The sequence below is a fragment of the Mesorhizobium sp. M0698 genome (genome assembly GCF_040320455.1).
Taxonomy (GTDB): domain Bacteria; phylum Pseudomonadota; class Alphaproteobacteria; order Rhizobiales; family Rhizobiaceae; genus Mesorhizobium.
The window spans coordinates 250,472-273,105 of record NZ_JAMYPQ010000002.1 but is presented as its reverse complement, the minus strand read 5'-3'; the positions used below and the strand labels follow the sequence as shown (position 1 = coordinate 273,105).

Here is a 22,634-nt window from a genome sequence, read left to right as displayed (position 1 = left end):
CGGTTGCACACGTCGGCAGCCCTTTTGTTGCGCCGGTCAATGTGCTGTGGCAGAAGCGGCGAGCCGCCGTCCGGAGATGCGCCTTCTTGAAACCTTTTCGCGACAAACGCCGCGACAGCCGCCCGCCCGCGAAGGGCGGGGCGGAGCAGCCGCGACGGCGCGACGCCGGCCTGACCGCCGGTTCGGAGCCTAAACTGCAGGACCGGTCCGAGCCGAAAGCCGCGCCGCGCCCTCTATCCCGCCGCGATGGCGCGCTGCCTGCCGAACATCTGCCGCTGATCCTCGAGGTCGGCCCCAATCAGGACTACGCGCTGCTCGACAGCGGCGCCGGAGAAAAACTCGAGCAATACGGCCCCTACCGCATCGTTCGGCCGGAGGGCCAGGCGATCTGGCAAAAGGCTTTGCCGGCCAGGGACTGGGAGCGCGCCGACGCCATTTTCACCGGCGATACCGACGAGGAAGGCATCGGCCGCTGGCGCTTCCCCAAGACGCCGCTCGGCGAGACCTGGCCGATGAAGCATGACGGCATAGATTATCTCGGCCGCTTCACTTCGTTTCGCCATGTCGGCGTCTTTCCCGAGCAGGCCTCGCACTGGGACCACATGGCCGGACTGATCGCGGCGGCAAAACGGCCGGTGAAGGTGTTGAACCTGTTCGGTTACACCGGCCTTGCCTCCTTGGTGGCGGCGCGCGCCGGCGCCGAGGTCACCCACGTCGATGCTTCCAAGAAGGCGATCGGCTGGGCGCGCGAAAACCAAGAAATGGCGGGCTTGTCGCAAAAGCCGATCCGCTGGATCGTCGACGATGCCGTGAAATTCGCCGAACGCGAGGAGCGCCGCGGCAGCCGCTACGACATCATCCTGTTCGACCCGCCCGCCTATGGCCGCGGACCGAAAGGCGAGGTCTGGCAGCTGTTCGAGGACCTGCCGGCGCTGACCGATATCTGCCGCGCGATCCTGACGCCGAAGCCGCTCGCCGTGGTACTGACCGCCTATTCGATCCGCGCCTCTTTTTTCGCCATCCATGCCCTGATGCGCGACACCTTCGCCGGCATGGGCGGCACGGTCGAGTCGGGTGAATTGATCATCCGCGAGAAATCTGCCGGTCGGGCGCTTTCGACCTCGCTGTTCTCACGCTGGGTGGCCTGAATGAGTGCGTACGAACGGCACGCGGGCGCGCCAGGGCAGGTGAAGGAAGTCACCAGCCTCGCCAACCCGCTGGTCAAGGACATCAAGGCGCTCGCGCTGAAGAAATTCCGTGACCAGCAGAATGCCTTCATGGCCGAAGGCCTGAAGCTGGTCATCGACGCGCTCGATCTCGGCTGGTCGATCAGGACATTGGTCTTCGCCAAGGCCGGACGTGGCAATACGGCGGTTGAAAAGATCGCGGCGCGCACGGTCGCTGCCGGCGGCACCGTCCTTGAAGTTTCGGAAAAAGTGCTGGTCGCCATCACCCGCCGCGACAATCCGCAAATGGTCGTCGGCGTGTTCTCGCAGAAATTCCTGCCGTTGAAGGACATCCGCGCCCGTGACGGCGACGTCTGGGTGGCGCTCGACCGCGTCCGCGACCCCGGCAATCTCGGCACCGTCATCCGCACGGTCGACGCTGTCGGGGCCAGGGGCGTCATCTTGGTCGGCGAGACCACCGATCCCTTTTCGGTCGAAACGGTGCGCGCCACCATGGGCTCGATTTTCGCCGTGCCGGTCGCCAAGGCGTCGCCCGAAGCTTTTCTCGCCTGGCGAACGAGCTTTCCCGGCCTCGTCGCCGGCACCCATCTGAAGGGTGCGGTCGACTACCGCTCGGTCGATTTTTCAAAAGGCCCGGTGCTTTTGATGATGGGTAACGAGCAGCAAGGCCTGCCTGACGAGCTTGCCGCAAGCTGCGATAAACTGCTGCGGATACCGCAGGCCGGCCGCGCCGATTCGCTCAACCTTGCGGTGGCCACCGGCGTCATGCTGTTCGAGATCCGGCGCGGCGCGCTGAAGCTCGGCCCGGAGGACGCCAGATCGTGACATCTCAAACCGTGAAACTGCAAACCATGAAGTCCTGGAGGCCGTATGCTCTTCTGGTCGTCGCCGCGATAGCGCTCGACCAGTGGGTGAAATACCTAGTCGAAACCGGTCTTGCCTTTCAGGAACGGCTCGACCTGCTTCCGTTCCTGGCGCTGTACCGCACCTACAACACCGGCATCGCGTTCTCGCTGTTTTCGTCCTTCGGCGACACCGGCCTGGTGGTCGTCGCGGTTCTGGTGGTCGCTTTCGTGCTCTATCTTGCGGCCCGCACGCCGCCCGGCCACCTGCTTGCCCGCATCGGCTTCGCACTGATCGTCGGCGGCGCGCTCGGCAACCTGATCGATCGCGCAATCTACGGTCATGTCATCGACTATGTCCTGTTCCATACGCCGGTCTGGTCCTTCGCCGTCTTCAACCTCGCCGACGCCTTCATTTCGGTTGGTGCGGTGCTGGTCGTCTTCGACGAACTCATTGGCTGGCGGCGCGGAGCGTCGAGCGATTGACCTCACTCGCCTGGCGCCGCACATTCTGATCTGCAAGCCCGAGGAGAAAAAATGCCCGAAACCTTCAAAGCCATCCTCGTTTCGCGTGACGCCGAGAAAAACCAGTCAGTCGCGGTGACCGAGCTTACCGAGGCAGACCTGATGGAGGGCGACGTCACCGTCGCGGTCGAGGCGACGACGGTGAACTACAAGGACGGTCTTGCAATTACCGGCAAGGCGCCGATAATCCGCCGCTGGCCGCTGGTGCCGGGCATCGATTTCGCCGGCACCGTCATCTCGTCTTCCAATCCCGACTGGCGCGAAGGTGACAAGGTCATATTGAACGGCTGGGGCGTCGGTGAGACGCATTTCGGCGCCTTTGCAGGGCGCGCCCGCGTCAAGGGCGACTGGCTGGTGCCGTTGCCGGACGGCATGAGCCCGCATGATGCGATGGCGGTCGGCACCGCCGGCTACACCGCCATGCTTTGCGTCATCGCGCTGGAGCGCCACGGCATCGTGCCCGATCGCGGCCCGGTGGTGGTGACCGGCGCTGCCGGTGGCGTCGGCTCGGTCGCGGTCTCGATCCTGTCCAGCCTCGGCTATCACGTCATCGCCTCGACCGGCCGCGCTGCCGAAAGCCCCTATCTGATCGACCTCGGCGCCGCGGAAGTGATTTCACGCGACGAGCTCACCCAGCCGGCAAAACCGCTCGCCAAGGAACGCTGGGCCGGCGGCGTCGATGCGGTCGGCAGTCACACGCTAGCCAACGTTCTGTCGATGACCTCCTATGGCGGCGCCGTTGCCGCTTGCGGCCTCGCCGGCGGCATGGACCTGCCGGCAAGCGTCGCCCCCTTCATCCTGCGCGGTGTCTCGCTGCTCGGCATCGATTCGGTGATGGCGCCGAAGGCGGTCCGCCTCGAGGCCTGGCGCCGCATCGGCGCCGATCTCGACCACGCGAAGCTTGCCAGCCTGTCGACGAGCATCGGCTTCGACGGCATCATCGGCGCCGCGCATGACATCGTCGAGGGCAAGATCCGCGGCCGCGTGGTGGTGGATATGTGAGCCCCCAAGGGATAAAAAAGAGCGCGACCGCTAAAATTCGAGCGATCAACCACAACCTTCGATAAGCTCTGTCTGGCAGGATTTCCGTATGATTGCGGAACCCGGCATCAGAGAGGCGGAACCAACCGAACGGGCCGACGGGACGGCCCCCGCGGCGCCAGGACGGCAGCTTGTCGCCGCGCCACCGCTGGCGCCGGAACTGCCGGCCTCCAACCGCGAAGGCCTGCCCTTCCTGACGCTCGTCGCCATCGTGGTGCTGGCAGGCTTTTCGCATCTGACCGGGGCACCGATCTTCATCACTATCGGCCTTTTGGCGACAGCCATCGCCGGGCTCGCCATGCATCTGCGCAACAGGCGCACCGAGCGCCGCGCGGTGGCCCTGCTCGATGCCACGACCGCCCGCAGCCGCGCCGAAATCGAGACGCTGGCCGACCGCATGTGGGAGATGCAGGAGAGCGAGGAGCGCTTTCGCGGGCTGATCGATGCACTCGGCGATCTCGTCGTCCATCGTGACCGCGACGGCCACATTGTCTACGCCAACAAGGTTTTCGCCGACCTTGTCGAGACCGACCAGCGCGACCTTGCCGGCAAGACCCTGGCCGAATTAGGGATCGATGTCGGCATCGTCCCCGACGCCGCGTTTTCCGACCATGAATGCCTGAGTTCCACCGACGTCGCCATTCGCACGCCGGACGGCCCACGCTGGTTCTCTTGGATCGAGCTGTCGGTGCGCGACAAGGACAGCGGCGCCGTTTCGCATCGCGCCATCGCCCGCGACATCACCGCTCGCAAGCGCGCCGAATCCTCGCTGATCACCGCCCGCGAGCGGGCCGAATATGCGAGCCAGGCCAAATCGCGCTTCCTCGCCACCGTCAGCCACGAGATCCGCACGCCGATGAACGGCATCATGGGCATGGCCCGGCTTCTCGCCGACACCAGCCTTTCGCCCGAGCAGCGGACCTATGTCGGCGCCATCTCGACCTCGGCCAGCGCGCTGCTGGCGCTGATCGAGGACCTGCTCGACTACTCCAAGATCGAGGCCGGCCGCTTCGATCCCGAACCGCAGCCAATGTCGGTGCGCGAGATCGCCGACAATGTCATCGAGCTTTTGGCGGCGCGGGCTTTTGCCAAGGATATCGGCCTCGGCTGTCATGTCGAACCCGACGTGCCGCAGCTGATCACCGCCGACCCCGGCAGGGTCAGGCAGGTGCTGCTCAATCTCATCGGCAACGCCGTCAAGTTCACCGACAGCGGCGGCGTCCTGGCAAGCATCGCCCGCGTCCGCACCGAAACCACCGACCGCATCCGCTTCACCATCGCTGATACCGGCCCCGGTCTGCGCGAGGAGGACATGGAGCGCATCTTCGAGGACTTCGAACAGGCTGACGGCACCTCGACCCGTGCGCATGGCGGTGCCGGCCTCGGTCTCGCCATTTCCAAGCGCCTGGTGACCGCCATGGGCGGCACTATCTCTGTGTCGAGCCGGCTTGGCCAGGGGTCCGAATTCGTCTTCGAGATTCCCGCTATTTCCGCCGTCGAGGCGCCGCAGATCCGCCAGGACGCGCTGTCGGGCCGGCATGCGGTGATCGTGTCGAAGAACCTGGTCGAGGCCGAAGCCCTCGCCCGCACCATTCGCGCCAATGGCGGCACGGTCGATCTGGCCACCGCCGCCGCCCAGGCCACCCCTTTCGCCGAGAGCTGCGACGTGCTGCTGATCGATGCTGCCCTGGAGCAAAGCGACGGCAGGCTGCTCAGGCGCCTGCGCCAGAGCGGATTTGCCGATTGCGAGGCAGTGACGCTGATCGCACCGACCGACCGTGGCATGCTTGGCGAGTTCCGTGCCAATGGTTACGCCACCTTCCTTGCGAGGCCGGTGCGCGGCGAGACATTGCTGCGCGTGCTTTTGACCAGCCACGCGCCGGTCATCGCCGAGCCGCAACTGCAAAGGCGCGGCGCGCAGGCGGGGCACGCCATTGGCGCCCGCCAGCAGGGCCTGTCGGTGCTGATCGCCGAGGACAACGACATCAACGCCATGCTGGCCCGCGCCACGCTGCTGAAGGCCGGGCATCGCGTGAAAGTGGTCGGCAACGGCAAGGCCGCCGTCGAGGCGGTCATCAGCACCGGCCACAAGCACCGTTACGACGTGGTGCTGATGGACTTGCATATGCCTGTCATGGACGGCCTGGACGCCATCGCCGCCATCCGCCGCCATGAGGAGGAGACCGCGGTGCCGCCGGTGCCGATCATGGTGCTGTCGGCCGACAGCCAGGAAAAGACCCGCCACGCCGTGCTCGCTCACGGTGCCAGCGGCTTCGTCACCAAGCCGCTCGACCCCGATGCCCTGGTTCATGCGGTCGAAGGGCAAGCGGCCGCCTGAGGCACAACATAGACGGTTGATAGATTACCCAGCCGACGAAGTATTGCCCGCAGAGCCGTATCACGGTACTGTCACAATCCTGTTGCACCTACACCGTATCCCCGTGCCAAGAGGGATGGCTCGAAGGAGAATCACTCGTGCATACAGTCATGCCGGAATGTGATGCTCGGCCGAACGCCAGCGGGCCTTTGCTCGTCGGCCGGAACGCCGATGCCGTCATAAAAGGCGCATCGCTCGGCCGCATCGGCAATCTCGAAGTGCGGCTCGCCCGCAACGAGGCCGAGATCGCTGCCGCGCAGGAAGTGCGCTACCGGGTGTTCTACGACGAGCTTGGTGCCAGGAAGGACCTGTTCCAGATGCAGGACCGCCGCGATGCCGATCGCTTCGATCCCCTCTGCGATCATCTGCTGGTCTTCGATACTTCGCTTTCCGGCCCCGAGCATCGCCGCATCGTCGGCACCTACCGCCTGCTGCGGCAGGAGATTGCCGCGGCCGCCGGCGGCTTCTATTCCGAAGGTGAATTCGAGCTGACCAAGCTGATCGCGCGGCATCCCGGCCAGCGCTTCCTCGAGCTCGGCCGCTCCTGCGTTCTGCCGGAATACCGCTCGAAGCGCACCATCGAGGCGCTGTGGCAAGGCATCTGGGCCTACATCAACCATTACGGCATCGGCGTGATGACCGGCTGCGCGTCGTTCCACGGCACCGTGCCGGCGGCACATGCGGAGGCGCTGACCTATCTTGCCCACCACTGCCGGACGAATTCATCCTGGGACGTGCGCGCCGTCGCCGGGCGCTATTGTTCCATGGATCTGATGCCGATCGAGGCCGTCAATACCAAGGCGGCGATCGCCGCGATGCCGCCGCTGGTCAAGGGCTATCTGCGCGTCGGCGCGCGCATCGGCGACGGTTGCGTCATTGATCGTGAATTCTCGACGGTCGACGTGTTCGTGGTTATGCCGGTCAAGGAGATCGGCGCCCGCTACGTCAATTATTATGGCGGAGAAGCGCAGCGGTTTGCGGCCTGAGTAGTGAATAGTGAGTGAATAGTGAATAGTGAATAGTGAATAGAACCTAGCACTGACTGCTGGAGCAGCAATTGACTACTCACTACTCACTACTCACTACTCACCATTCACTACTAACCATTCACTATTCACCATTCACCATTCACGCATCCTTCTCAGCCTGCTCGTTGACCGGCCCCGGCTCCACTGGCGCTTCGCTTGCGACATGCTTGGGGCCGCCCTTGGCGACGCCGACCATGGCCGGCCGCAGAACACGCTCGCCGATCGAATAGCCGGGCTGCACGACCTGCACGACCGTGTTGGCCGGTACGTCGGGATTGGGCACCTCGAACATCGCCTGGTGGAAATTCGGATCGAATTTCTCGCCCTCGGGCTCGAGCTTCTTCACGCCGTGGCGTTCCAGCGCCGACAGCATGGCGCGCTCGGTGATCTCGACGCCGTCGATCAGCGCCTTGAAGCCGGCATCGCCCGAAGCCTTGGCCTCCTCCGGGATGGCATCCAGCGCACGGCGCAGATTGTCTGACACCGAAAGCATGTCGCGGGCAAAATTGGCAACCGCATAGGCGCGCGCATCGTGGACGTCGCGGGCGGTGCGGCGACGCAAGTTCTCCATGTCGGCCGCGACGCGCAGCGCGCGATCCTTCAGCTCTTCGTTTTCCTTCAGAAGCCGCACAAGCGCTTCATAGTCGCCGTCGACGCCGCCTTCCCTTGGCTCCGCGGCAGCCTCGGTCTTCTCGGCTTCATCGGGCGCGCGTTCGTCTTTTGCCTGGTCGCTCATCGCCGTTTCCCGTCATTTTCGAATGGTGTGGATTTGCGCCCGATATCGAGGTTTAGCGGCCAAAAATCAAGGGGCAAGCGATACTGCAGCCGCTGTCGCTGCTTGATGGCGGACGGCGCAGACCTCTCGATTTTAATTCAAACTTTACCGTACCCGACGGCTTTGCTTGCCAGCATACTACAATGCGGGAACCATTCCTCCCTTGGAAGAGTTTCGAAGCCGACACAGGATTTTGGATGATGCCCCGCAGGAATGGCGAAAAACGCGACGGGCTCGCCGCCGATATCCGGCGCCAGCTCGGCACCGAGGCGACCAAGCGCTTTCTGCGCACCTTGCCGGCCTTCCGCACGGAGTCCGATATTCCCGACCGTCTGAAGGAATTGCTCGACCGCCTGGACGGCGTGGAAGCCAAGGTGGTCGCAGGCGGGCGCCGTCGGTAGACACCATTGCAGGCCGTGCGCCCGGCGACTGCGGCCACCAATTCCTCGCCATCGCGCGACATTTACCCGCAGTAACTTTGCGTGATCGCCGCCTTGCGGCAGCGCCCTGCTCCGCCTATGTTTCATGATGAACATGATTTCCCCCGAAGCTGTGGCAAACAGCAAGCGCGCCTGGTTGAAAATCCTGTCGCGCTATAAAAAGCCCGACAGGCGTCGCAGCGCCGTCGAACTCGCCATCACCCTCATTCCTTTCGCCACGCTGTGGGGATTGTCCTCGGCCGCTTATGCCTATGGCCATTGGTGGGGTCTGGTCCTCATCCTTCCGGCCGCCGGCTTTCTGGTGCGGATCTTCATGATCCAGCACGATTGCGGCCACGGCTCCTTCTTTGCCAATCGCTATGCCGACGACTGGATCGGCCGCGTCCTTGGCGTGCTGACGCTGACGCCCTACGATTGCTGGCGCCGCGCCCACGCAACCCATCACGCCAGCGCCGGCAATCTCGACGAGCGCGGCACCGGCGACATCAAGACACTGACCGTCGCCGAATACCGGCAACTGTCGTGGCGGGGCCGGCTCGCCTATCGCCTCTATCGCCATCCGCTGGTGATGTTCGGCCTTGGCCCGATCTGGATTTTCATTTTCGAGCAGAGACTGCCCTTGGGCATGATGCGGGGCGGCCTCACCCCTTGGGTGTCGTCGATGTCCACCAACCTAGCCATCACGGTCATAGCCGCTCTGCTCATCTGGTTCGTTGGCCCCGGCGCGTTTCTGGTCGTGCATTTGCCGATCGTCATCCTCGCCGGATCGGCCGGCATCTGGCTGTTCTATGTCCAGCATCAGTTCGAAGAGACGGAGTGGACAAAGGACTCCGAGTGGGAATTCCAGCACGCTGCCCTGCACGGTTCGTCCTATTACGACCTGCCGCCGGTGCTGAACTGGATCACCGGCAATATCGGCGTCCACCACGTGCACCACCTCTCGGCCAAGGTGCCATGCTACCGGCTTCCGGAAGTGCTGAGGGACTATCCGGAGCTGCGTGAGATCGGCCGCGTCACACTCCTCGACAGCTTGCGCTGCGTCAAGCTGGCGCTGTGGGACGAGAGCCGCAGCAAGCTGGTATCGTTCCGCGAAGCGCGGATGGCCGTGTAGACGCACCGCCGCACCTAAAGCGCGTCGCGCTCGACCGGCCTCATGCGACGCGCTTTAGGTTCTTGTTTATGCATGCCGTTATCGCAAAACCGCTGAACACTTTTGCGCGACATGCGTTAGGGGTGCGGCGGGGCTCCACATTCCGAGCTTAAGCCGCCTGGCGCTGGTCGCGCATCAGGACATCGCCCTGGCGGATCTCGGTGCCCAGCACTTTCAGGCATTCGCGCATGAACGCGGCAAGGCCCGGCCAGCCCTTGGCCGACACCAGATTGCCGTCGACATGGGCGCCGGTCGGCGCAACATCGATATAGATGCCGCCGGCCAGCGTGACTTCCGGCTCGCAATATTGCAGCGCCGCGACTTCGCGGCCGCGCACCACGCCGTCGACCGCGATCAGGATCTGCACGCCGTGGCAGATGGTGAAGACCGGTTTTCCCGTCTCATGGAAATGCCGCACCAGCGCCTGCACGCGCTTGTCGATGCGGATATATTCCGGCCCGCGCCCGCCCGCCGCGTAGACGGCATCGTAGTCGGCCGGATTGACCTCAGAAAACGTCTTGTTGAGGATGTAGTCGTGGCCGAGCTTTTCCGTATAGGTCTGGTGGCCCTCGAAGTCGTGCAGCGAGGTCTTCAGGATATCGCCGGCCTTCTTGTCGGGGCAAACGACATGGACGGTGTGGCCCACCGCATGCATGGCCTGTTCAAAGACGAAAATCTCGTACTCCTCGCTGAACTCGCCAACGAGCATCAATATCTTCTTGCCAGCCATACCCGGTTCCTCCCTTGTGGCCACATTTATTCGGATCACGAAATAATGGGCCTATCCTAAGGCGGAGAGGCGCAAAATAAAAGGCTGAATCGGGAATGTGGTCCGACCAGATAGGGCTTCTGGTCCCCTGGAGCAGATCAGCCGGCGCGCACCCGCCGCCACGAATATTTCGGGCCTTTGGCCTCCGGCTTCACCGCCGGCTGGTAGGACAGCGGCAGTCCGCCGGTCCGACCTTGCTCGAGCCGCTTCAGCAGCACCGGGTGCGATATCTCGAATTCATCGAAGCCGAGGCGCAGCATATGCGGCAGTTGATCAATCAGCACCTGCCCGGTGGCGCGCATAGCGCCTGCAAAATGATAACGGCTGCGCAGCAATTCGCCCTTGGAGAACGAGCGGCCGTCATTGAACGCCGGAAACGCCAGCGCCACCAGCGACAGCTGATCGAGCAGGCCTGCGATCTTTTCGAGCTGATCGCCGGGCTGCAGCAGCACACCGATGCGCTCCTTCGCCGACCGCCGCACCTCCGGATCGAGGCCGAGAAACGCCTGCAACGGCAGGATGAAACGGCCATTGCCGACCAGCGCCTCGGCGCTTTCGGCATGAACCCACTCGTCCTCGCGGAACCCATCCGGTGTCCACAGCCTCATGGCGTTTTCGGCTATCAAGTCGCTCATCAAGAAAATTCCCAAGTCCAAAGATTCTAAAGTGCAAAACACCTCAGGGTGCGTTGAGATTCAGGTCAGGCCGAGCCGAAGCCGACGGCGGGCGCGAAGCGACCAAACTGGGTGGCTTCCGAGAACCGGAGCGGAGCGTACTTTGGGTACGTGAGCGCCGGAAGCGCAGGAAGCCGCCGTTTGCAGGCCGGCTGAATATCAACATATCCTAAAGCGAGGCGTCGGTCAGCGACCTTTCCAGCCCCGACAAGTGGATGCCGCATTCGGTCTTGGCGTGCCCGGCCCAGCGGCCGCTGCGCGCGTCGTCGCCCGGTTGCACCGGCTGCGTGCATGGGAAACAGCCGATCGACAGATAGCCATAGGCGACCAGCGGGTTCTCACGCAGCGCATGCGCGCGCATGTAGCCGGCCTGGTCCGATGTCGTCCAGTGCGCCAGCGGATTGATGCGGATGCGCGAGCCGACCGCCTCGAACACCGGCAGCGCTGCCCGGGTCGCCGCCTGGAAGCGCTTGCGGCCGGTGAACCAGGCGCGGAACGGCTCGACGCCGCGCGCCAGCGGCTCGACCTTGCGGACGTCGCAGCAGGCGTCGGTGTCGGTCTCGTTCAGATTGCCGGTCGGGTCGATCCTTGCCAGCGCCGCATCGTCGGGCCTGATCACCCGGATATCGCTCAGCCCGAAATCGGCAACCAGCGCGTCACGATAGCCGAGCGTCTCCTCGAAATGCTTGCCGGTGTCGAGAAAGATCACCGGCAGCGTGCGGTCGATCTCGGCGATCATGTGCAGCAGCACCGCCGAATCCGCGCCGAAGGACGAGACGGCGGCGATTTCGCCGTGAAAGAACTCCCGGGCCGACCGCTCGATGATCTCCAGCGGCTTCAGATGGCCGTAGAGCGCGTCGAGACCCGCCGCTTGGGCGGCGATGCCGGCCTCGACGTCGACGATCCGGTCAAGCGGCCTTGGCTTCGCCAGCATAGAGCGCCTCCTTGAACGGCGCGGGACCGACACGGCGGTAGGCGTCGATGAATCTTTCGTTTCTGTCCAGCCGAAGCCCGAGATAGGTCTCGACGATCTGCTCGATGGCGTCGGTGATCTCTTCCGAACTGAAGCCGCGGCCGATGATCTCGCCGACCGAGGTGTTCTCGTCGGCCGAGCCGCCGAGCGTCACCTGGTAGAGCTCGGCGCCTTTCTTCTCGACCCCGAGGATGCCGATATGGCCGACATGGTGATGGCCGCAGGCATTGATGCAGCCGGAAATCTTCAGCTTCAATTCGCCGATCTCGCGCTGGCGCTCCAGTGAGGCGAAGCGCCGCGAGATTTCCTGCGCCACGGGAATCGAGCGCGCCGTTGCCAGCGCGCAATAATCGAGGCCGGGGCAGGAGATGATGTCGCTGATCAGGTTGGAATTGGCCGTCGCCAGCCCGATATCGACAAGCGCGTCATAGACCGCCTTGAGGTCGGCCCGCGCGACATGCGGCAGGATCAGGTTCTGCTCGTGGCTGACGCGCAGCTCGTCGAAGGAATATTTTTCGGCAATGTCGGCGACCGCTTCCATCTGGCTGTCGGAGGCATCGCCCGGCGTCTCGCCGATGCCCTTGAGCGAGATGGTCACCGCCGCGTAGTCGGGATGGCGATGGGTGACCACATTCTGGTCCAGCCATTCGGAAAAGCTCTTCGAGTCGAGGCGGGCAAGCTTGACCGCCTCATCGCCTTCCGGCCGGTCGACAAGCGCCGGCGGCGCGAAATAGGCGTCGATGGCGCGGATGTCTTCTTCCGGCAGCCTCAGCTCGGCGTCCTTCAACTCCTGCCATTCGGCCTCGACCTGGCGGGTGATCTCCTCGACGCCGGTCTCATGGACCAGGATCTTGATGCGCGCCTTGAACTTGTTGTCGCGACGGCCGTAGAGGTTGTAAACGCGCAGGATCGCCGTGCAGTAGGACAACAGATCCGCTTCGGGCAGGAAATCGCGGATCTTCTTGGCCACCATCGGCGTGCGGCCCTGGCCGCCGCCGACATAGACGGCGAAACCGAGCTCGCCGGCGGCGTTCTTCTTCAGATGCAGGCCGATGTCGTGCGTCTGGATGGCGGCGCGGTCGCGCTCGGCGCCGGTCACCGCGATCTTGAATTTTCGCGGCAGGAACGAGAACTCCGGATGCACCGAGGACCATTGCCGCAGGATTTCGGCATAGGGGCGCGGATCGGCAACCTCGTCAGCGGCGGCGCCGGCGAAGTGGTCGGCGGTGACGTTGCGGATGCAATTGCCGCTGGTCTGGATGGCGTGCATCTCGACGCTTGCCAGATCGGCCAGGATCGCCGGGATGTCCGACAGCGCCGGCCAGTTGAACTGGATGTTCTGGCGCGTCGTGAAATGGCCGTAACCTTTGTCGTATTTGCGGGCGATGTGGCCGAGCATGCGCAGCTGCTTGCTGTTCAGCGTGCCGTACGGCACCGCGATGCGCAGCATATAGGCATGCAGCTGCAGATAGACGCCGTTCATCAGCCGCAGCGGCCGGAACTGGTCCTCGGTGATCTCGCCGGCAAGGCGCCGCGCGACCTGGTCGCTGAACTCGGCGACGCGGGCCTTGACGAAATCGTGGTCGAACTCATCGTAACGGTACATATTCAGGTCTTTCCGGGCGCGTCCGCCCGTTATTTTCTTCGTTCGAGCATGATCGGGATCATGCTTGGGTCATCTATGCCGCGCGTGCGGCTTGCGGACGGGCCTGCTTGCCCAGGTCGTTGCGGGTGGTCGGGCCGGCGGCACGGATCTTTTCACGCAGCCGGACCGCTTCGACCGTGCCGTTGGCCACGGTCACGTCTATCAGGTTGACGTCGACCACTTCGTTGGCGGCGGAGGCCTTGGCGCCGATCGCCTCCAGCCGGTCCTCGGCCGCCTTGTCATGGGCGATGTCGGCATGGTCGATGGTCTCGGCCCAGCCGCCATTGGCGTACCAGACGGCTATGCCGTCGGCGAGGCGGTTCGCGGTCAGGACTTTCATTGGTTCACTCCTTGCGCGGCAGCACGGGCCACGCTTTCCTGCCTGTGTGCCGCCAGTGGCTCGGACCGTTCGAAATTGGCGCCGGCGACCGCGTCGCCGATGATGGTCATCACCGGGCCGCTGAGGTCGGCACGCGCCTCCAGCGATGGCAGGTCGGCGAGCGTGCCGTGGAAACGGCGGCGGTTGGCAAGGCTGGCATTCTCGACCACGGCGACGGCCGTATCCGGCGACAGGCCGGCTTCGATCAGCCGGCCGGCGACCTCGGCGGCGACCGAGCGCCCCATATAGACGGCGACCGTCGCGCCGGAAATGGCGAGCTTTGCCCAGTCTGGCAGCGAATTTCCCTTGAGGTCGTGGCCGGTGGTGAACACCATCGACGACGACACGCCGCGCAGCGTCAGCGGCAGTTCGAAATCGGCGGCGGCGGCGAAGGCCGCGGTGACGCCCGGAACCACTTCGTAGGCGACGCCGGCATCGCGAAGTGCCGCCATCTCCTCGCCGGCCCGGCCGAACACCAGCGGGTCGCCGGACTTCAGCCGCACGACCCGCTTGCCGGCGTGGCCAAGCTCGACCAGCAGCGCATTGATCTCGGCCTGGCTCTTGGAATGGCAGCCCTTGCGCTTGCCGACCGGCAGGCGCTCGGCGTCGCGACGGCCCATGGCGACGATCGCCTCCGGCACCAGCGCGTCATGGACGATCACGTCGGCTTCCATCAGCAGGCGATGGGCGCGCAGCGTCAAAAGGTCCTCGGCGCCCGGACCGGCGCCGACAAGCGCGATATGGCCCGATGCCGGTTCTTTCGAAAGCAGCAGGCCGACGGCCGCATCATGCGCCTGCGAAAGCTCGCCGGCCTCGACAGCGCGGGCCGGTGCACCGCCAAAGAAATCGCTCCAGAAGCGGCGGCGGGCATTGCCCTTCGGCAGCAGTCTTTCGGCGGTGTCGCGAAACGATGCGGCGAGAGTTGCGAGCGGACCGAGCGAGGGCGACAGCATGCGGTCGATGCGGCTGCGCAGCATCTGCGCCAGCACCGGGCCGGCACCTTCCGTGCCGATGGCAATGGCGACCGGCGCGCGGTTGACCAGTGCCGGCGTGAAGAAATCGCATAGCTCCGGCCGGTCGACGGCATTGACCGGAATGCCCAGCCGGCGCGCATCCCCGGCAACGCGGCGATCGAGCGCCTCGTCGCCGCTGGCGGCAAACACCATCACCGCACCATTGAGATGTGCTGCATCATAGGCCTCGGCGATGTGGGCGGCCCCCGTCTCGGCGATAAAGGCCAGCAGCTCCGGGCTTGTTTCATCGCTGACGATGCGCAGCACAGCGCTCGACTGCGCGAGCAGCCGCGCCTTGGCCAGCGCTTCCTCTGCGCCGCCGACGATGGCTATGGCTTCGCCCTCGACCCGCATGAAGACGGGAAAGGCATTGAGCTTGGGCGTGGCTTGCGGCATGACGAGCGGAATCCTGGAACCGTTTGTCAGTTCTACGCGGGGGCGCGAAAAACCAGAAGGCACCCACTCGCGCATCGCTTCGTAGCAGGCAATCTCTTTTCTGCAAGCATGAAGGCCAAGAGAAAAATATTCCACATTCAAATGCGGAGCAGATTGAAGCTGCTGTTGCAGCCCTTGATCCGCTGCCTTTTCAGCGGCCGGAGGAGCTAACCACAAAACAGATTTTTCTAAATTCTATCAATTTAGTAGATTAAGCCGCCGGATGCCGACCGAGCCATCAAAGGCAGCCCGGCGCTCTCGCCGGCCCTTGTCGGAATACCGGGTCCGAGTACCGGAACATTCCCGCCTCGGCACGCGTTTGCACTAGGGCCCAAGCCCGGTCATGCCCCTACGGCAAAGGCTTGGCGATGGGCTTGAAAAATCAAAAAAGGAGCGCCCCATGAGCAACGTCAGACTGAAACGCGGACTGTGGATCGTGGTGGCAGATGGCGAAAAGGCGCTGTTTCTCGAGAACCGTGGAGACGTCCAATATCCCGACCTTCAGGTCGTGCACGAGATGGAGCAGGAAAATCCGGCAACCCGAGAACAGGGCACCGACCGCCCCGGCCGCTACAGCGACGGCCCTTCCGTCCACCGCAGTGCGGTCGAGGACACCGACTGGCACCGTCTCGGCAAGGAGCGTTTTGCCGAAGAGATTGCCGACAGGCTCTACAAGCTCGCGCATCGCGGCAGCTTCAAGGAGATCGTGCTGATCGCGCCGCCGCCGGTGCTGGGCGACATGCGCAGGAAACTGCACAAGGAGGTTACCGACAAGATAACGGCCGAAATTCCAAAGACGCTGACCAACCACAGCATACCCGATATCGAGAACCTGCTGCAGGCGACCTGATCGGCATCGGCGGCGTCAACCGCCGCCAGACTTGAACACGCCGCCCGCGATGCTGACAAATCCTGCCGGCTCGCTCGCCTGGAAAGCCTTCTACACGTGCTGGCCGCCATTGATGTGGATTTCGGACCCCGTCACGTAGGACGCCTGCTGCGAGCACAGGAAGAAGATGATGTCGGCGACTTCCGCCGTGGTGCCCAATCTTCTCAGCGGAATCGTCTCGACGATCTTTTCCGTGCCCGGCGACAGGATCGCTGTGTCGATCTCGCCCGGCGCAATGGCATTGACGCGAATGCCGTGCGGGCCGAAATCATGCGCCATCTCGCGGGTCAGCGAACCGAGTGCCGCCTTCGACGTTGCATAGGCGGTGCCGGCGAAGGGGTGCACGCGGGTGCCGGCGATCGAGGTGACGTTGACGATCGAGCCCTTGGCCGATGCCAATTCCTTGAACAGTCCGCGCGCCAGCATGATCGGGGCGAAGAAATTGACCTGGAAGACGTCGCGCCAGACATGCATCGGCGTGTCGATCGAGTTCATGCGGCTGTTGCCGTCCTTGAGCTTGGGCGAGATGCCGGCATTGTTGACCAGCGCATGCAGCTGGCCGCCATGCGCCTCGAGCCGGTGGCGGATTTCCGAGATGGCGATGCCGACATCCTCCTGGTCGGCGAGATCGACCTTGATGTGGTCTTCCGGTCCGGCCGGCCACGGGCAGTCCTCGGCAAAGGCCTGGCGCGAGCAGGTGATGATGCGCCAGCCTTCGCGTGAAAAGCGCTTGACCGTGGCATGGCCGATGCCACGGCTGGCGCCGGTCAGCACGATGGTTTTTCTGGTGTCGCGTTCAGCCATGTCTGTCACTCCGACGACGACATCTAGCCGAATGTGCGAACGGTGGCGAGGGTCGTTCGGGCTTTGGCGAGGATCGACCGCGCAGGCACCCATCGATCGACGCGCGCTATTGGCTTGTCCTTCCGCAAGAAGCGATCGCTGCTAGACCTTGCTCATAAGCAGGTGCCATGTTTGATATGATTGTGGCTCGTGTTTGATGACCTTGGAGGCTGCTTTTAGAAAGGCAGCCTCTTCAATTGGACCGACGCCAGCCGCCTCTTGCTGGCGGATGAAATCCTCAATGCGCCCGGTCTTGATCGCCTGGCTGAGTGTTAAACGATTTTCCATGCGCCACCACGCCCGCAAGGGTGCCTTGAGCTTGATATGGTTTCTGCCTCGTGAGACCGCAAACCGTCTTGAGCCGTTCTGTTCGCGTAGGCTCTGGGAACCATTCCTCGATCCCTAACAATGGTATGCACTTGCCCTCCCAAGTTTTGCCTTTCCCTTGGTCGAGTGTCTGGAAAACGATATCCTTCACGTCTAGCACATCGCGCGCATAGATGCATGTCATGAGCTGGATTGCATCGGGGGTACTAAAAACCCGGGTGGTTGTTGCCTTCGGGTAGGGATTTGTAGATTGAGAATCGCGCAGCTCGCCTGCCCAAACCATCACGTTTGGATTTGCCTCGATCTGCACAAACCGTGGTCCTAAATCCTCGAAGAAATCTAGTGCGCTCTTGAAGTGCGTACCTTTGAAGTGGCTTGGCCTTATCTCAGCTAGGGCCAAAGACGAGTAGTGAATTGTGGGACCGGCCTTATCCTCGACAAACCGAATGATGTCATCCAAGCATTCTGCATCGCTCGGCCCCGATAGGTATCGGATGAAACAGCAAGAATCCCAGAAAAGGTTCTTCGATTCGCTCAATCGTTATCCCCCGGCCAATCGGGGGTATCAAACGGCTCGAATGACCCTCGCCAACGAGACACGTCACCCGCCTCGCGGGTGAGATCAATTCGAGCTACCTCAACTCGTCTAGGAAGGCCGCTCTTTCCGTCATAGATTGCGCGTCCAGATACCCGGACCCTCCGGTTCAGCGCCTCTTTGATTTCTTCAAAATGCTCAGCCCGGCAAATACAATCTATGTCCTTGCCGCCAGCCTTTAGCGTTAGCTTGATTTGCGGAACCGCTCCACGGAGATCGACTGCCTTTAGAGTCCCGTCAAAACTGGCAAACACGTTGCCTTTGAACCAACGAGCCTTGACTGGCGCCGCCAGTTCTCGCTCGAACGCGATTGCTGCGTCGGCACGCTCACGCAAAAATGGATCCACCCGGACAACGCTGTCGTTGTCTGTCCAAATCTCGGCATAGCCAAACGAGTTGCTAGCTCCGGTGGCGAGGGACTTTATTTTCTGGACCGTGCCTCCAAAAATCTCAAGGTCGGGGCGCTCGCCTAAGGCTAACGTGTCGGCGCAACTGTCAAAGGCGGAAATGCCAGATAATAGCGGGTAAGGCACTGCCAGCGCCAAGCGTTCGTTGAGGATTGCGGTTGGCGAGGAAGTATGAAGCTTGGCTATTGTGTATTGATGGGCGGACAGCCCCTTGTTGACTGCCCTGTCAGCCGCCTTTAGCGCCTTAATGAGAGTGGTAAGCTTGGCGGCGAAGACACCTGCATCAACCTCCCCGTCCACCGCTTGCGCATGGACGCGGAAAAGCACCTGTCCCGCTCGCAACGAGTCGACTTTGTGTGCCATGCCACCTTGCCCTCCCGACTTCCTATAGCAGGATATGAGCGGTCAGTGAATCGAGTAATCGATACAGGGTAAAAGAAACGCCGCTCAACCCGAAGGGAGCGGCGTTTGATGAAGGCCAGTGTCCTAACCGCTAGACGACCGCCCCGTGGTAGGGCGTACGGGGATCGAACCCGTGTTTCTGGCTTGTTCTAAGCTACTCTCGCACGAAACCCTAGGTCCCATTCACCGGGTTCATGTTCAGCGTCAAGGATGACTGTCCATGCCGGACGCATCTTATCATATTTTTCTTCCCACTGGGTTTTCTCCAGCACCAAGCACTCGTCGCGCCTCAAGTGGCCCGCTGCGAACATGGCAAGTTCACGATTTATGGCTGACTTCCCTACGTTGGTCGGATCGTTCACTGAGCCAACGCGGTATGTGACGTTCGTATCGTCTTCCATCTTATGTCTGTCCTTGTGTGTGTCGAGGCTGCTGTTGCAGCGTCAACAAGCTATCGAAGGACTGAGACCCTTTCAAGGCTCACTTGTTTGAAGGGGATAATGCCCAACATTATGGTCGCCAGCGACCATAGAACCCACAGGAAGCCGCCACGCGATCTACCCGCGACGCGCCCAATACCCCACGCAATCCCATACGGCACGACGAGCATCAAAATGACTGAAGCTACTATCGCGCCCAGTCTCTCATTGAACAGATAGGCCGGATCGGAAAAATGCAGGTACGGCAAATGCCTCAACACCACGACGCACACTAGCATCGACAGCAAGAGGAGCCATTGCCACCAGCTTAAGCTATTGAATCTGCGTCTGTTTAAACCATCCATTCCGACCTGTCCGTCCACGACAAGATTGAACTTGGTCAAAGCGGAAGGCAAGTGAGTAATGCGCTCCGCGACTGTCGACATTGGACTAGCGTGTTGCGCCGTCAAATACGAGTGCGTCAGCCGCCTGTCAGAATATCGAGGATCGAGGTCTGCCGTTTCTTGACCGGGCCGCCGACATTGCCGGGCGGCACCGGATGCTTGATCGATCCGGTGGCGCTGTCGACGCCCGGCATGGCCAGGCCGCCGGCATCGACCGTCTCGGCAGGACGCACGGGACGCGAAGCCGACTGGGTAGCTGCCGCAGGCGGCGCCGATTGGCCGACGGAAGCGACCGGCGCCGGCGGCGCCGTGTCGGACGGTATGTCGTCCGGGACGATGGTGTCGGGCGGCGTCGACTTCCAGGTTCCAGGCAGCGGCCGCACCGGCACGCCCTCATGCGCGGCGACCATGAATTCGTGCCAGGCCTGCGCCGGCAGTGCGCCGCCGGTGACCTTCTTCATCGCGCTGCCGTCATCATTGCCGAACCAGACGCCGGTGGTCAGATTGGCGGTATAGCCGATGAACCAGGCGTCGCGCGAGTTCTGGCTGGTGCCGGTCTTGCCGGCCGCCGGCCAGGCGAACGCCGCCTTCCTGGCTGTGCCGATCTCGACCGTGCCGGTCATCATCGAGTTCATCATGCCGACGACATCGGGATTGACGACCCGCGGCGCACCGCCGCCATTGTTTTCGTAGAGCACCTTGCCGTCGCTCGTCGTGACGCGGCGGATGAAATGGATGTCGGGCTTATAACCGCCATTGGCGAAGGGGACATAGGCCGAGGTCAGTTCCAGCGGCGTCACTTCCGAGGTGCCCAGCGCGATCGAGGTGTTGGCCGTCAGCTCGGACTGGATGCCCATGCGGTGCGCCGCCTCGACCACCGCATTCGGCCCGACTTCCATGGTCAGCTGCGCGGCCACCGAGTTCAGCGATTTTGCCAGCGCCGTCGCCAGCGTCACCTTGCCGAAATATTTGCCGCCGTAATTGTCGGGCGTCCAGTTGCCGATCTTGATCGGCGCGTCGTTGCGCACGCTGTCCGGCGTACGGCCGGATTCCAGCGCCGCCATATAGACGAACGGCTTGAACGCCGAGCCGGGCTGCCGGCGCGCTTCCGAGGCGCGGTCGAACTGGCTGGTCGAATAGTCGTAACCGCCGACCATCGCGCGCACCGCGCCGGAATTGTCGATCGACACCAGCGCGCCCTGGCTGACATTGAGTTTTTTGCCGCTCTGGTCGATCAGCCGGCGGATCGATTGCTCGGCGAGCTTCTGCAGCGTCAGATCGACGGTCGTGTCGACGACGATATCGCGGCGCACGTCGCCGATCAGGTCGGGCAGTTCTTCCATGATCGTATCGGCGACATAGTTTTCCGAGCCGGTCCAGTAGGACGGCGAACGCGTCGCCGGCGCGCTCATCGCCGTTGTCATCTCCTTGGCGCTGATCTTGCCCTCGTCGCGCATCGCGGCGAGCACCAGCTGCGAGCGCTGCTCGGCCGCCTTCGGGTCGCGCGCCGGCGACAGCCGCGACGGCGCCTTGAGCAGGCCGGCGAGAAGTGCCGCCTCCGACAGCGTGACGTCACGCGCGCTCTTGCCGAAATAGCGGCGCGAGGCCGCTTCGACGCCATAGGCGCCCGAGCCGAAATAAACCCGGTTGAGGTACATTTCGAGGATCTGGTCTTTCGTATGCTTGTGCTCCAGCCACAGCGCCAAAAGCACTTCCTGCACCTTGCGTTCCAGCGTGCGGTCCGGCGTCAGGAACAGGTTCTTGGCCAGCTGCTGGGTCAGCGTCGAGCCGCCTTGTGAGAAATGCCCGCCCAGAACATTGGTCACCATGGCCCGGGAAAGGCCGATCGGATCGATGCCGAAATGTGAATAGAAGCGGCGGTCTTCAATGGCGATAACGGCCTCGGGAATATAGGGCGACATTTCGTGCAGGCCGACGGCCTCGCCGCCGCTCATGCCGCGATTGCCAAGCAGCTGGCCGTCGACCGAGACGATCTTGATGTTGGGGGCGCGGTCGGGAATGGCCCAGGTGGTGGCCGCCGGCATTTTCGCGCCGTAATAGACGACGATGCCGGCAGTGGCGATACCGCCCCAGATGGCCAGCACGAAGCACCAGTAGAACAGCCGGGCAAGCACGCCGAACACGCCGCGCCGGCCTTTGCCGCGCCCGCCGCGCGGCGGCTTGGCCTTGGATGATTTGCGCTTTGCAGCGGCTTTTCGGTTGCTCGGCACGACGCGGTCCTCCTCGCTCACTGAAAAACCGGCCGAGGATCTCGCCCCCGGCGATGCCTCGAAGCTGGGCTCGATGCGGCTGTCTTTCCGGTTCGCCATGCGCTGTGCTGTCTTCCCCATGCCTATGGCGTTGGGGTTGAAGACTAGATGCGGCGGTTTAAAGGCGGGTTAAGTCGGGAGAAATCGAAATAAACTGTATTCAGTCGCTTGCCGAACGGCTGCGGCCCGCGACAGCGCCAAAGCCGGAAATGAAAAACCCGCCTCGGCGGGCGGGTCGTTGGAGCCAATGAGCACCATAGCGAAATTAGTAGCATAGCTGCCGGCACAAAGCAAGAACAAAATGCGCGTTGCCTCAGAATAATCACTTCAGGTCGGCGCTGCCCCTCACCCTTACCTCTCCCCGTGAGGGACGGGGAGAGGGGGTCGCCAGCGTCGCGGCCAAGCCCCTTCTCCCCGTTCTTTACGGGGAGAAGGTCCCGGCAGGGGGTTGAGGGGCAGCGCCGAGATCGGATGAAAAACCTATGCAACACAAACTTTGAGGAGGAAAAAATTCGCCACGATCCCGCCGGCCCGAGACCAGCCCCCCCTCAGTCGTCCGCATCCGCATCGTCGGAGGCCGGCCGCCAGCTGATCGGTTCGATCTTCCTTTGCGTATGGCCGTCAGTATAGGCCCACCAGCCGGCATCGCTTTCGTCCCAGTCGCCGCCGGCCGCCTTCAGCCGGTCGAGCGAACGGTATTGCGCGATGCTCTCGTTCATCACGCCGTCGCTGTCCTGCCAGTAGACGGTGACCTTGGAGCCGTCCCTTGGTGCCGTCTCGATTGGTTTTCGCGCAGCCATTTCAGTTCCTCCCGGCCGACGGCGT

General features: G+C 63.2%; 22 protein-coding genes. 9 read left to right on the top strand and 13 right to left on the bottom strand.

The features are described 5' to 3' along the window. Positions 1–86 precede the first annotated feature (86 nt). The 6 genes from NKI16_RS05925 to olsB all read left to right on the top strand — a co-directional run bounded on the left by NKI16_RS05925 (position 87) and on the right by olsB (position 6,958). Positions 87–1,148 carry an RsmD family RNA methyltransferase gene (locus tag NKI16_RS05925; protein WP_352453977.1) on the top strand — a complete coding sequence of 354 codons (1,062 nt, stop codon included), beginning with the start codon at positions 87–89 and terminating at the stop codon, positions 1,146–1,148. Then, positions 1,149–2,012, top strand: coding sequence for a TrmH family RNA methyltransferase (locus NKI16_RS05920; protein WP_023675255.1), 864 nt, complete (start codon positions 1,149–1,151; stop codon positions 2,010–2,012). Positions 2,013–2,038: 26 nt separating this feature from the next. After that, positions 2,039–2,515, top strand: coding sequence for a signal peptidase II (gene lspA / locus NKI16_RS05915; RefSeq protein ID WP_352577458.1), 477 nt, complete (start codon positions 2,039–2,041; stop codon positions 2,513–2,515). 51 nt (positions 2,516–2,566) lie between these two features. Continuing rightward, on the top strand, positions 2,567–3,556 hold the full coding sequence (acuI, locus tag NKI16_RS05910) for an acrylyl-CoA reductase (NADPH) (protein WP_352577450.1): 990 nt from the start codon (positions 2,567–2,569) through the stop codon (positions 3,554–3,556). Between the two features lie 88 nt (positions 3,557–3,644). Next, positions 3,645–5,933, top strand: a complete 2,289-nt coding sequence (locus NKI16_RS05905) for a PAS domain-containing hybrid sensor histidine kinase/response regulator (RefSeq protein ID WP_352620267.1) — start codon at positions 3,645–3,647, stop codon at positions 5,931–5,933. A gap of 149 nt (positions 5,934–6,082) precedes the next feature. Continuing rightward, positions 6,083–6,958, top strand: a complete 876-nt coding sequence (gene olsB / locus NKI16_RS05900; protein ID WP_023675251.1) for a l-ornithine N(alpha)-acyltransferase — start codon at positions 6,083–6,085, stop codon at positions 6,956–6,958. A 142-nt stretch (positions 6,959–7,100) separates the two neighbouring features. Here the strand turns inward: olsB and grpE are convergent, their stop codons facing one another. Continuing rightward, entirely contained in the window at positions 7,101–7,736 is a 636-nt protein-coding gene (gene grpE / locus NKI16_RS05895; protein WP_023675250.1) for a nucleotide exchange factor GrpE, read from the bottom strand. 236 nt (positions 7,737–7,972) lie between these two features. Here grpE and NKI16_RS05890 point away from each other — a divergent pair, with 236 nt between their 5' ends. Further along, positions 7,973–8,176, top strand: coding sequence for a hypothetical protein (locus NKI16_RS05890; RefSeq protein WP_023675249.1), 204 nt, complete (start codon positions 7,973–7,975; stop codon positions 8,174–8,176). A gap of 127 nt (positions 8,177–8,303) precedes the next feature. Beyond that, complete coding sequence (locus tag NKI16_RS05885) at positions 8,304–9,326, top strand: fatty acid desaturase (protein ID WP_352620263.1); 1,023 nt, start codon at positions 8,304–8,306, stop codon at positions 9,324–9,326. A gap of 148 nt (positions 9,327–9,474) precedes the next feature. Here the strand turns inward: NKI16_RS05885 and NKI16_RS05880 are convergent, their stop codons facing one another. The 6 genes from NKI16_RS05880 to cysG all read right to left on the bottom strand — a co-directional run bounded on the left by NKI16_RS05880 (position 9,475) and on the right by cysG (position 15,214). Further along, entirely contained in the window at positions 9,475–10,095 is a 621-nt protein-coding gene (locus tag NKI16_RS05880) for a DJ-1/PfpI family protein (protein WP_352620261.1), read from the bottom strand. 137 nt (positions 10,096–10,232) lie between these two features. After that, entirely contained in the window at positions 10,233–10,769 is a 537-nt protein-coding gene (locus NKI16_RS05875; protein ID WP_352453969.1) for a DUF934 domain-containing protein, read from the bottom strand. A gap of 208 nt (positions 10,770–10,977) precedes the next feature. Further along, complete coding sequence (locus tag NKI16_RS05870) at positions 10,978–11,742, bottom strand: phosphoadenylyl-sulfate reductase (protein ID WP_352620259.1); 765 nt, start codon at positions 11,740–11,742, stop codon at positions 10,978–10,980. Continuing rightward, on the bottom strand, positions 11,717–13,387 hold the full coding sequence (locus NKI16_RS05865) for a nitrite/sulfite reductase (RefSeq protein WP_023675244.1): 1,671 nt from the start codon (positions 13,385–13,387) through the stop codon (positions 11,717–11,719). Before NKI16_RS05865 ends, NKI16_RS05870 begins: the two co-directional genes overlap by 26 nt. Before the next feature lie 73 nt (positions 13,388–13,460). Continuing rightward, a complete protein-coding gene (locus NKI16_RS05860; RefSeq protein WP_023675243.1) occupies positions 13,461–13,766 on the bottom strand; it encodes a DUF2849 domain-containing protein in 306 nt (101 codons plus the stop codon). Then, positions 13,763–15,214, bottom strand: a complete 1,452-nt coding sequence (gene cysG, locus NKI16_RS05855) for a siroheme synthase CysG (RefSeq protein ID WP_352620255.1) — start codon at positions 15,212–15,214, stop codon at positions 13,763–13,765. Before cysG ends, NKI16_RS05860 begins: the two co-directional genes overlap by 4 nt. A gap of 439 nt (positions 15,215–15,653) precedes the next feature. Between cysG and NKI16_RS05850 the strand changes: the two genes are divergently transcribed. Then, positions 15,654–16,103: a baeRF12 domain-containing protein gene (locus NKI16_RS05850; RefSeq protein ID WP_023675241.1), complete on the top strand. Its 450-nt coding sequence runs from the start codon at positions 15,654–15,656 to the stop codon at positions 16,101–16,103. 90 nt (positions 16,104–16,193) lie between these two features. Here NKI16_RS05850 and NKI16_RS05845 read toward each other — a convergent pair whose 3' ends face one another. From NKI16_RS05845 to NKI16_RS05820, 6 genes are all read right to left on the bottom strand, one after another. Further along, a complete protein-coding gene (locus tag NKI16_RS05845) occupies positions 16,194–16,946 on the bottom strand; it encodes an SDR family NAD(P)-dependent oxidoreductase (RefSeq protein WP_352620253.1) in 753 nt (250 codons plus the stop codon). Positions 16,947–17,223: 277 nt separating this feature from the next. Beyond that, complete coding sequence (locus tag NKI16_RS05840) at positions 17,224–17,772, bottom strand: hypothetical protein (RefSeq protein ID WP_352620251.1); 549 nt, start codon at positions 17,770–17,772, stop codon at positions 17,224–17,226. 74 nt (positions 17,773–17,846) lie between these two features. Then, positions 17,847–18,677: a hypothetical protein gene (locus NKI16_RS05835; protein WP_352620249.1), complete on the bottom strand. Its 831-nt coding sequence runs from the start codon at positions 18,675–18,677 to the stop codon at positions 17,847–17,849. Between the two features lie 188 nt (positions 18,678–18,865). Beyond that, on the bottom strand, positions 18,866–19,117 hold the full coding sequence (locus tag NKI16_RS05830) for a hypothetical protein (protein ID WP_156932376.1): 252 nt from the start codon (positions 19,115–19,117) through the stop codon (positions 18,866–18,868). A 499-nt stretch (positions 19,118–19,616) separates the two neighbouring features. Further along, positions 19,617–21,869 carry a transglycosylase domain-containing protein gene (locus NKI16_RS05825; protein WP_352620247.1) on the bottom strand — a complete coding sequence of 751 codons (2,253 nt, stop codon included), beginning with the start codon at positions 21,867–21,869 and terminating at the stop codon, positions 19,617–19,619. 488 nt (positions 21,870–22,357) lie between these two features. Then, complete coding sequence (locus NKI16_RS05820) at positions 22,358–22,609, bottom strand: hypothetical protein (RefSeq protein WP_352568247.1); 252 nt, start codon at positions 22,607–22,609, stop codon at positions 22,358–22,360. Positions 22,610–22,634: the final 25 nt, after the last annotated feature.

Bases quoted from the DNA above. Each gene is read 5' to 3' on its own strand.
- NKI16_RS05920 (WP_023675255.1), top strand. From the start codon at position 1,149: ATGAGTGCGTACGAACGGCACGCGGGCGCGCCAGGGCAGGTGAAGGAA.
- lspA (WP_352577458.1), top strand. From the start codon at position 2,039: ATGAAGTCCTGGAGGCCGTATGCTCTTCTGGTCGTCGCCGCGATAGCG.
- acuI (WP_352577450.1), top strand. From the start codon at position 2,567: ATGCCCGAAACCTTCAAAGCCATCCTCGTTTCGCGTGACGCCGAGAAA.
- NKI16_RS05905 (WP_352620267.1), top strand. From the start codon at position 3,645: ATGATTGCGGAACCCGGCATCAGAGAGGCGGAACCAACCGAACGGGCC.
- olsB (WP_023675251.1), top strand. From the start codon at position 6,083: ATGCCGGAATGTGATGCTCGGCCGAACGCCAGCGGGCCTTTGCTCGTC.
- grpE (WP_023675250.1), bottom strand. From the start codon at position 7,736: ATGAGCGACCAGGCAAAAGACGAACGCGCGCCCGATGAAGCCGAGAAG.
- NKI16_RS05890 (WP_023675249.1), top strand. From the start codon at position 7,973: ATGATGCCCCGCAGGAATGGCGAAAAACGCGACGGGCTCGCCGCCGAT.
- NKI16_RS05885 (WP_352620263.1), top strand. From the start codon at position 8,304: ATGAACATGATTTCCCCCGAAGCTGTGGCAAACAGCAAGCGCGCCTGG.
- NKI16_RS05880 (WP_352620261.1), bottom strand. From the start codon at position 10,095: ATGGCTGGCAAGAAGATATTGATGCTCGTTGGCGAGTTCAGCGAGGAG.
- NKI16_RS05875 (WP_352453969.1), bottom strand. From the start codon at position 10,769: ATGAGCGACTTGATAGCCGAAAACGCCATGAGGCTGTGGACACCGGAT.
- NKI16_RS05870 (WP_352620259.1), bottom strand. From the start codon at position 11,742: ATGCTGGCGAAGCCAAGGCCGCTTGACCGGATCGTCGACGTCGAGGCC.
- NKI16_RS05865 (WP_023675244.1), bottom strand. From the start codon at position 13,387: ATGTACCGTTACGATGAGTTCGACCACGATTTCGTCAAGGCCCGCGTC.
- NKI16_RS05860 (WP_023675243.1), bottom strand. From the start codon at position 13,766: ATGAAAGTCCTGACCGCGAACCGCCTCGCCGACGGCATAGCCGTCTGG.
- cysG (WP_352620255.1), bottom strand. From the start codon at position 15,214: ATGCCGCAAGCCACGCCCAAGCTCAATGCCTTTCCCGTCTTCATGCGG.
- NKI16_RS05850 (WP_023675241.1), top strand. From the start codon at position 15,654: ATGAGCAACGTCAGACTGAAACGCGGACTGTGGATCGTGGTGGCAGAT.
- NKI16_RS05845 (WP_352620253.1), bottom strand. From the start codon at position 16,946: ATGGCTGAACGCGACACCAGAAAAACCATCGTGCTGACCGGCGCCAGC.
- NKI16_RS05835 (WP_352620249.1), bottom strand. From the start codon at position 18,677: ATGGCACACAAAGTCGACTCGTTGCGAGCGGGACAGGTGCTTTTCCGC.
- NKI16_RS05830 (WP_156932376.1), bottom strand. From the start codon at position 19,117: ATGGAAGACGATACGAACGTCACATACCGCGTTGGCTCAGTGAACGAT.
- NKI16_RS05825 (WP_352620247.1), bottom strand. From the start codon at position 21,869: ATGGCGAACCGGAAAGACAGCCGCATCGAGCCCAGCTTCGAGGCATCG.
- NKI16_RS05820 (WP_352568247.1), bottom strand. From the start codon at position 22,609: ATGGCTGCGCGAAAACCAATCGAGACGGCACCAAGGGACGGCTCCAAG.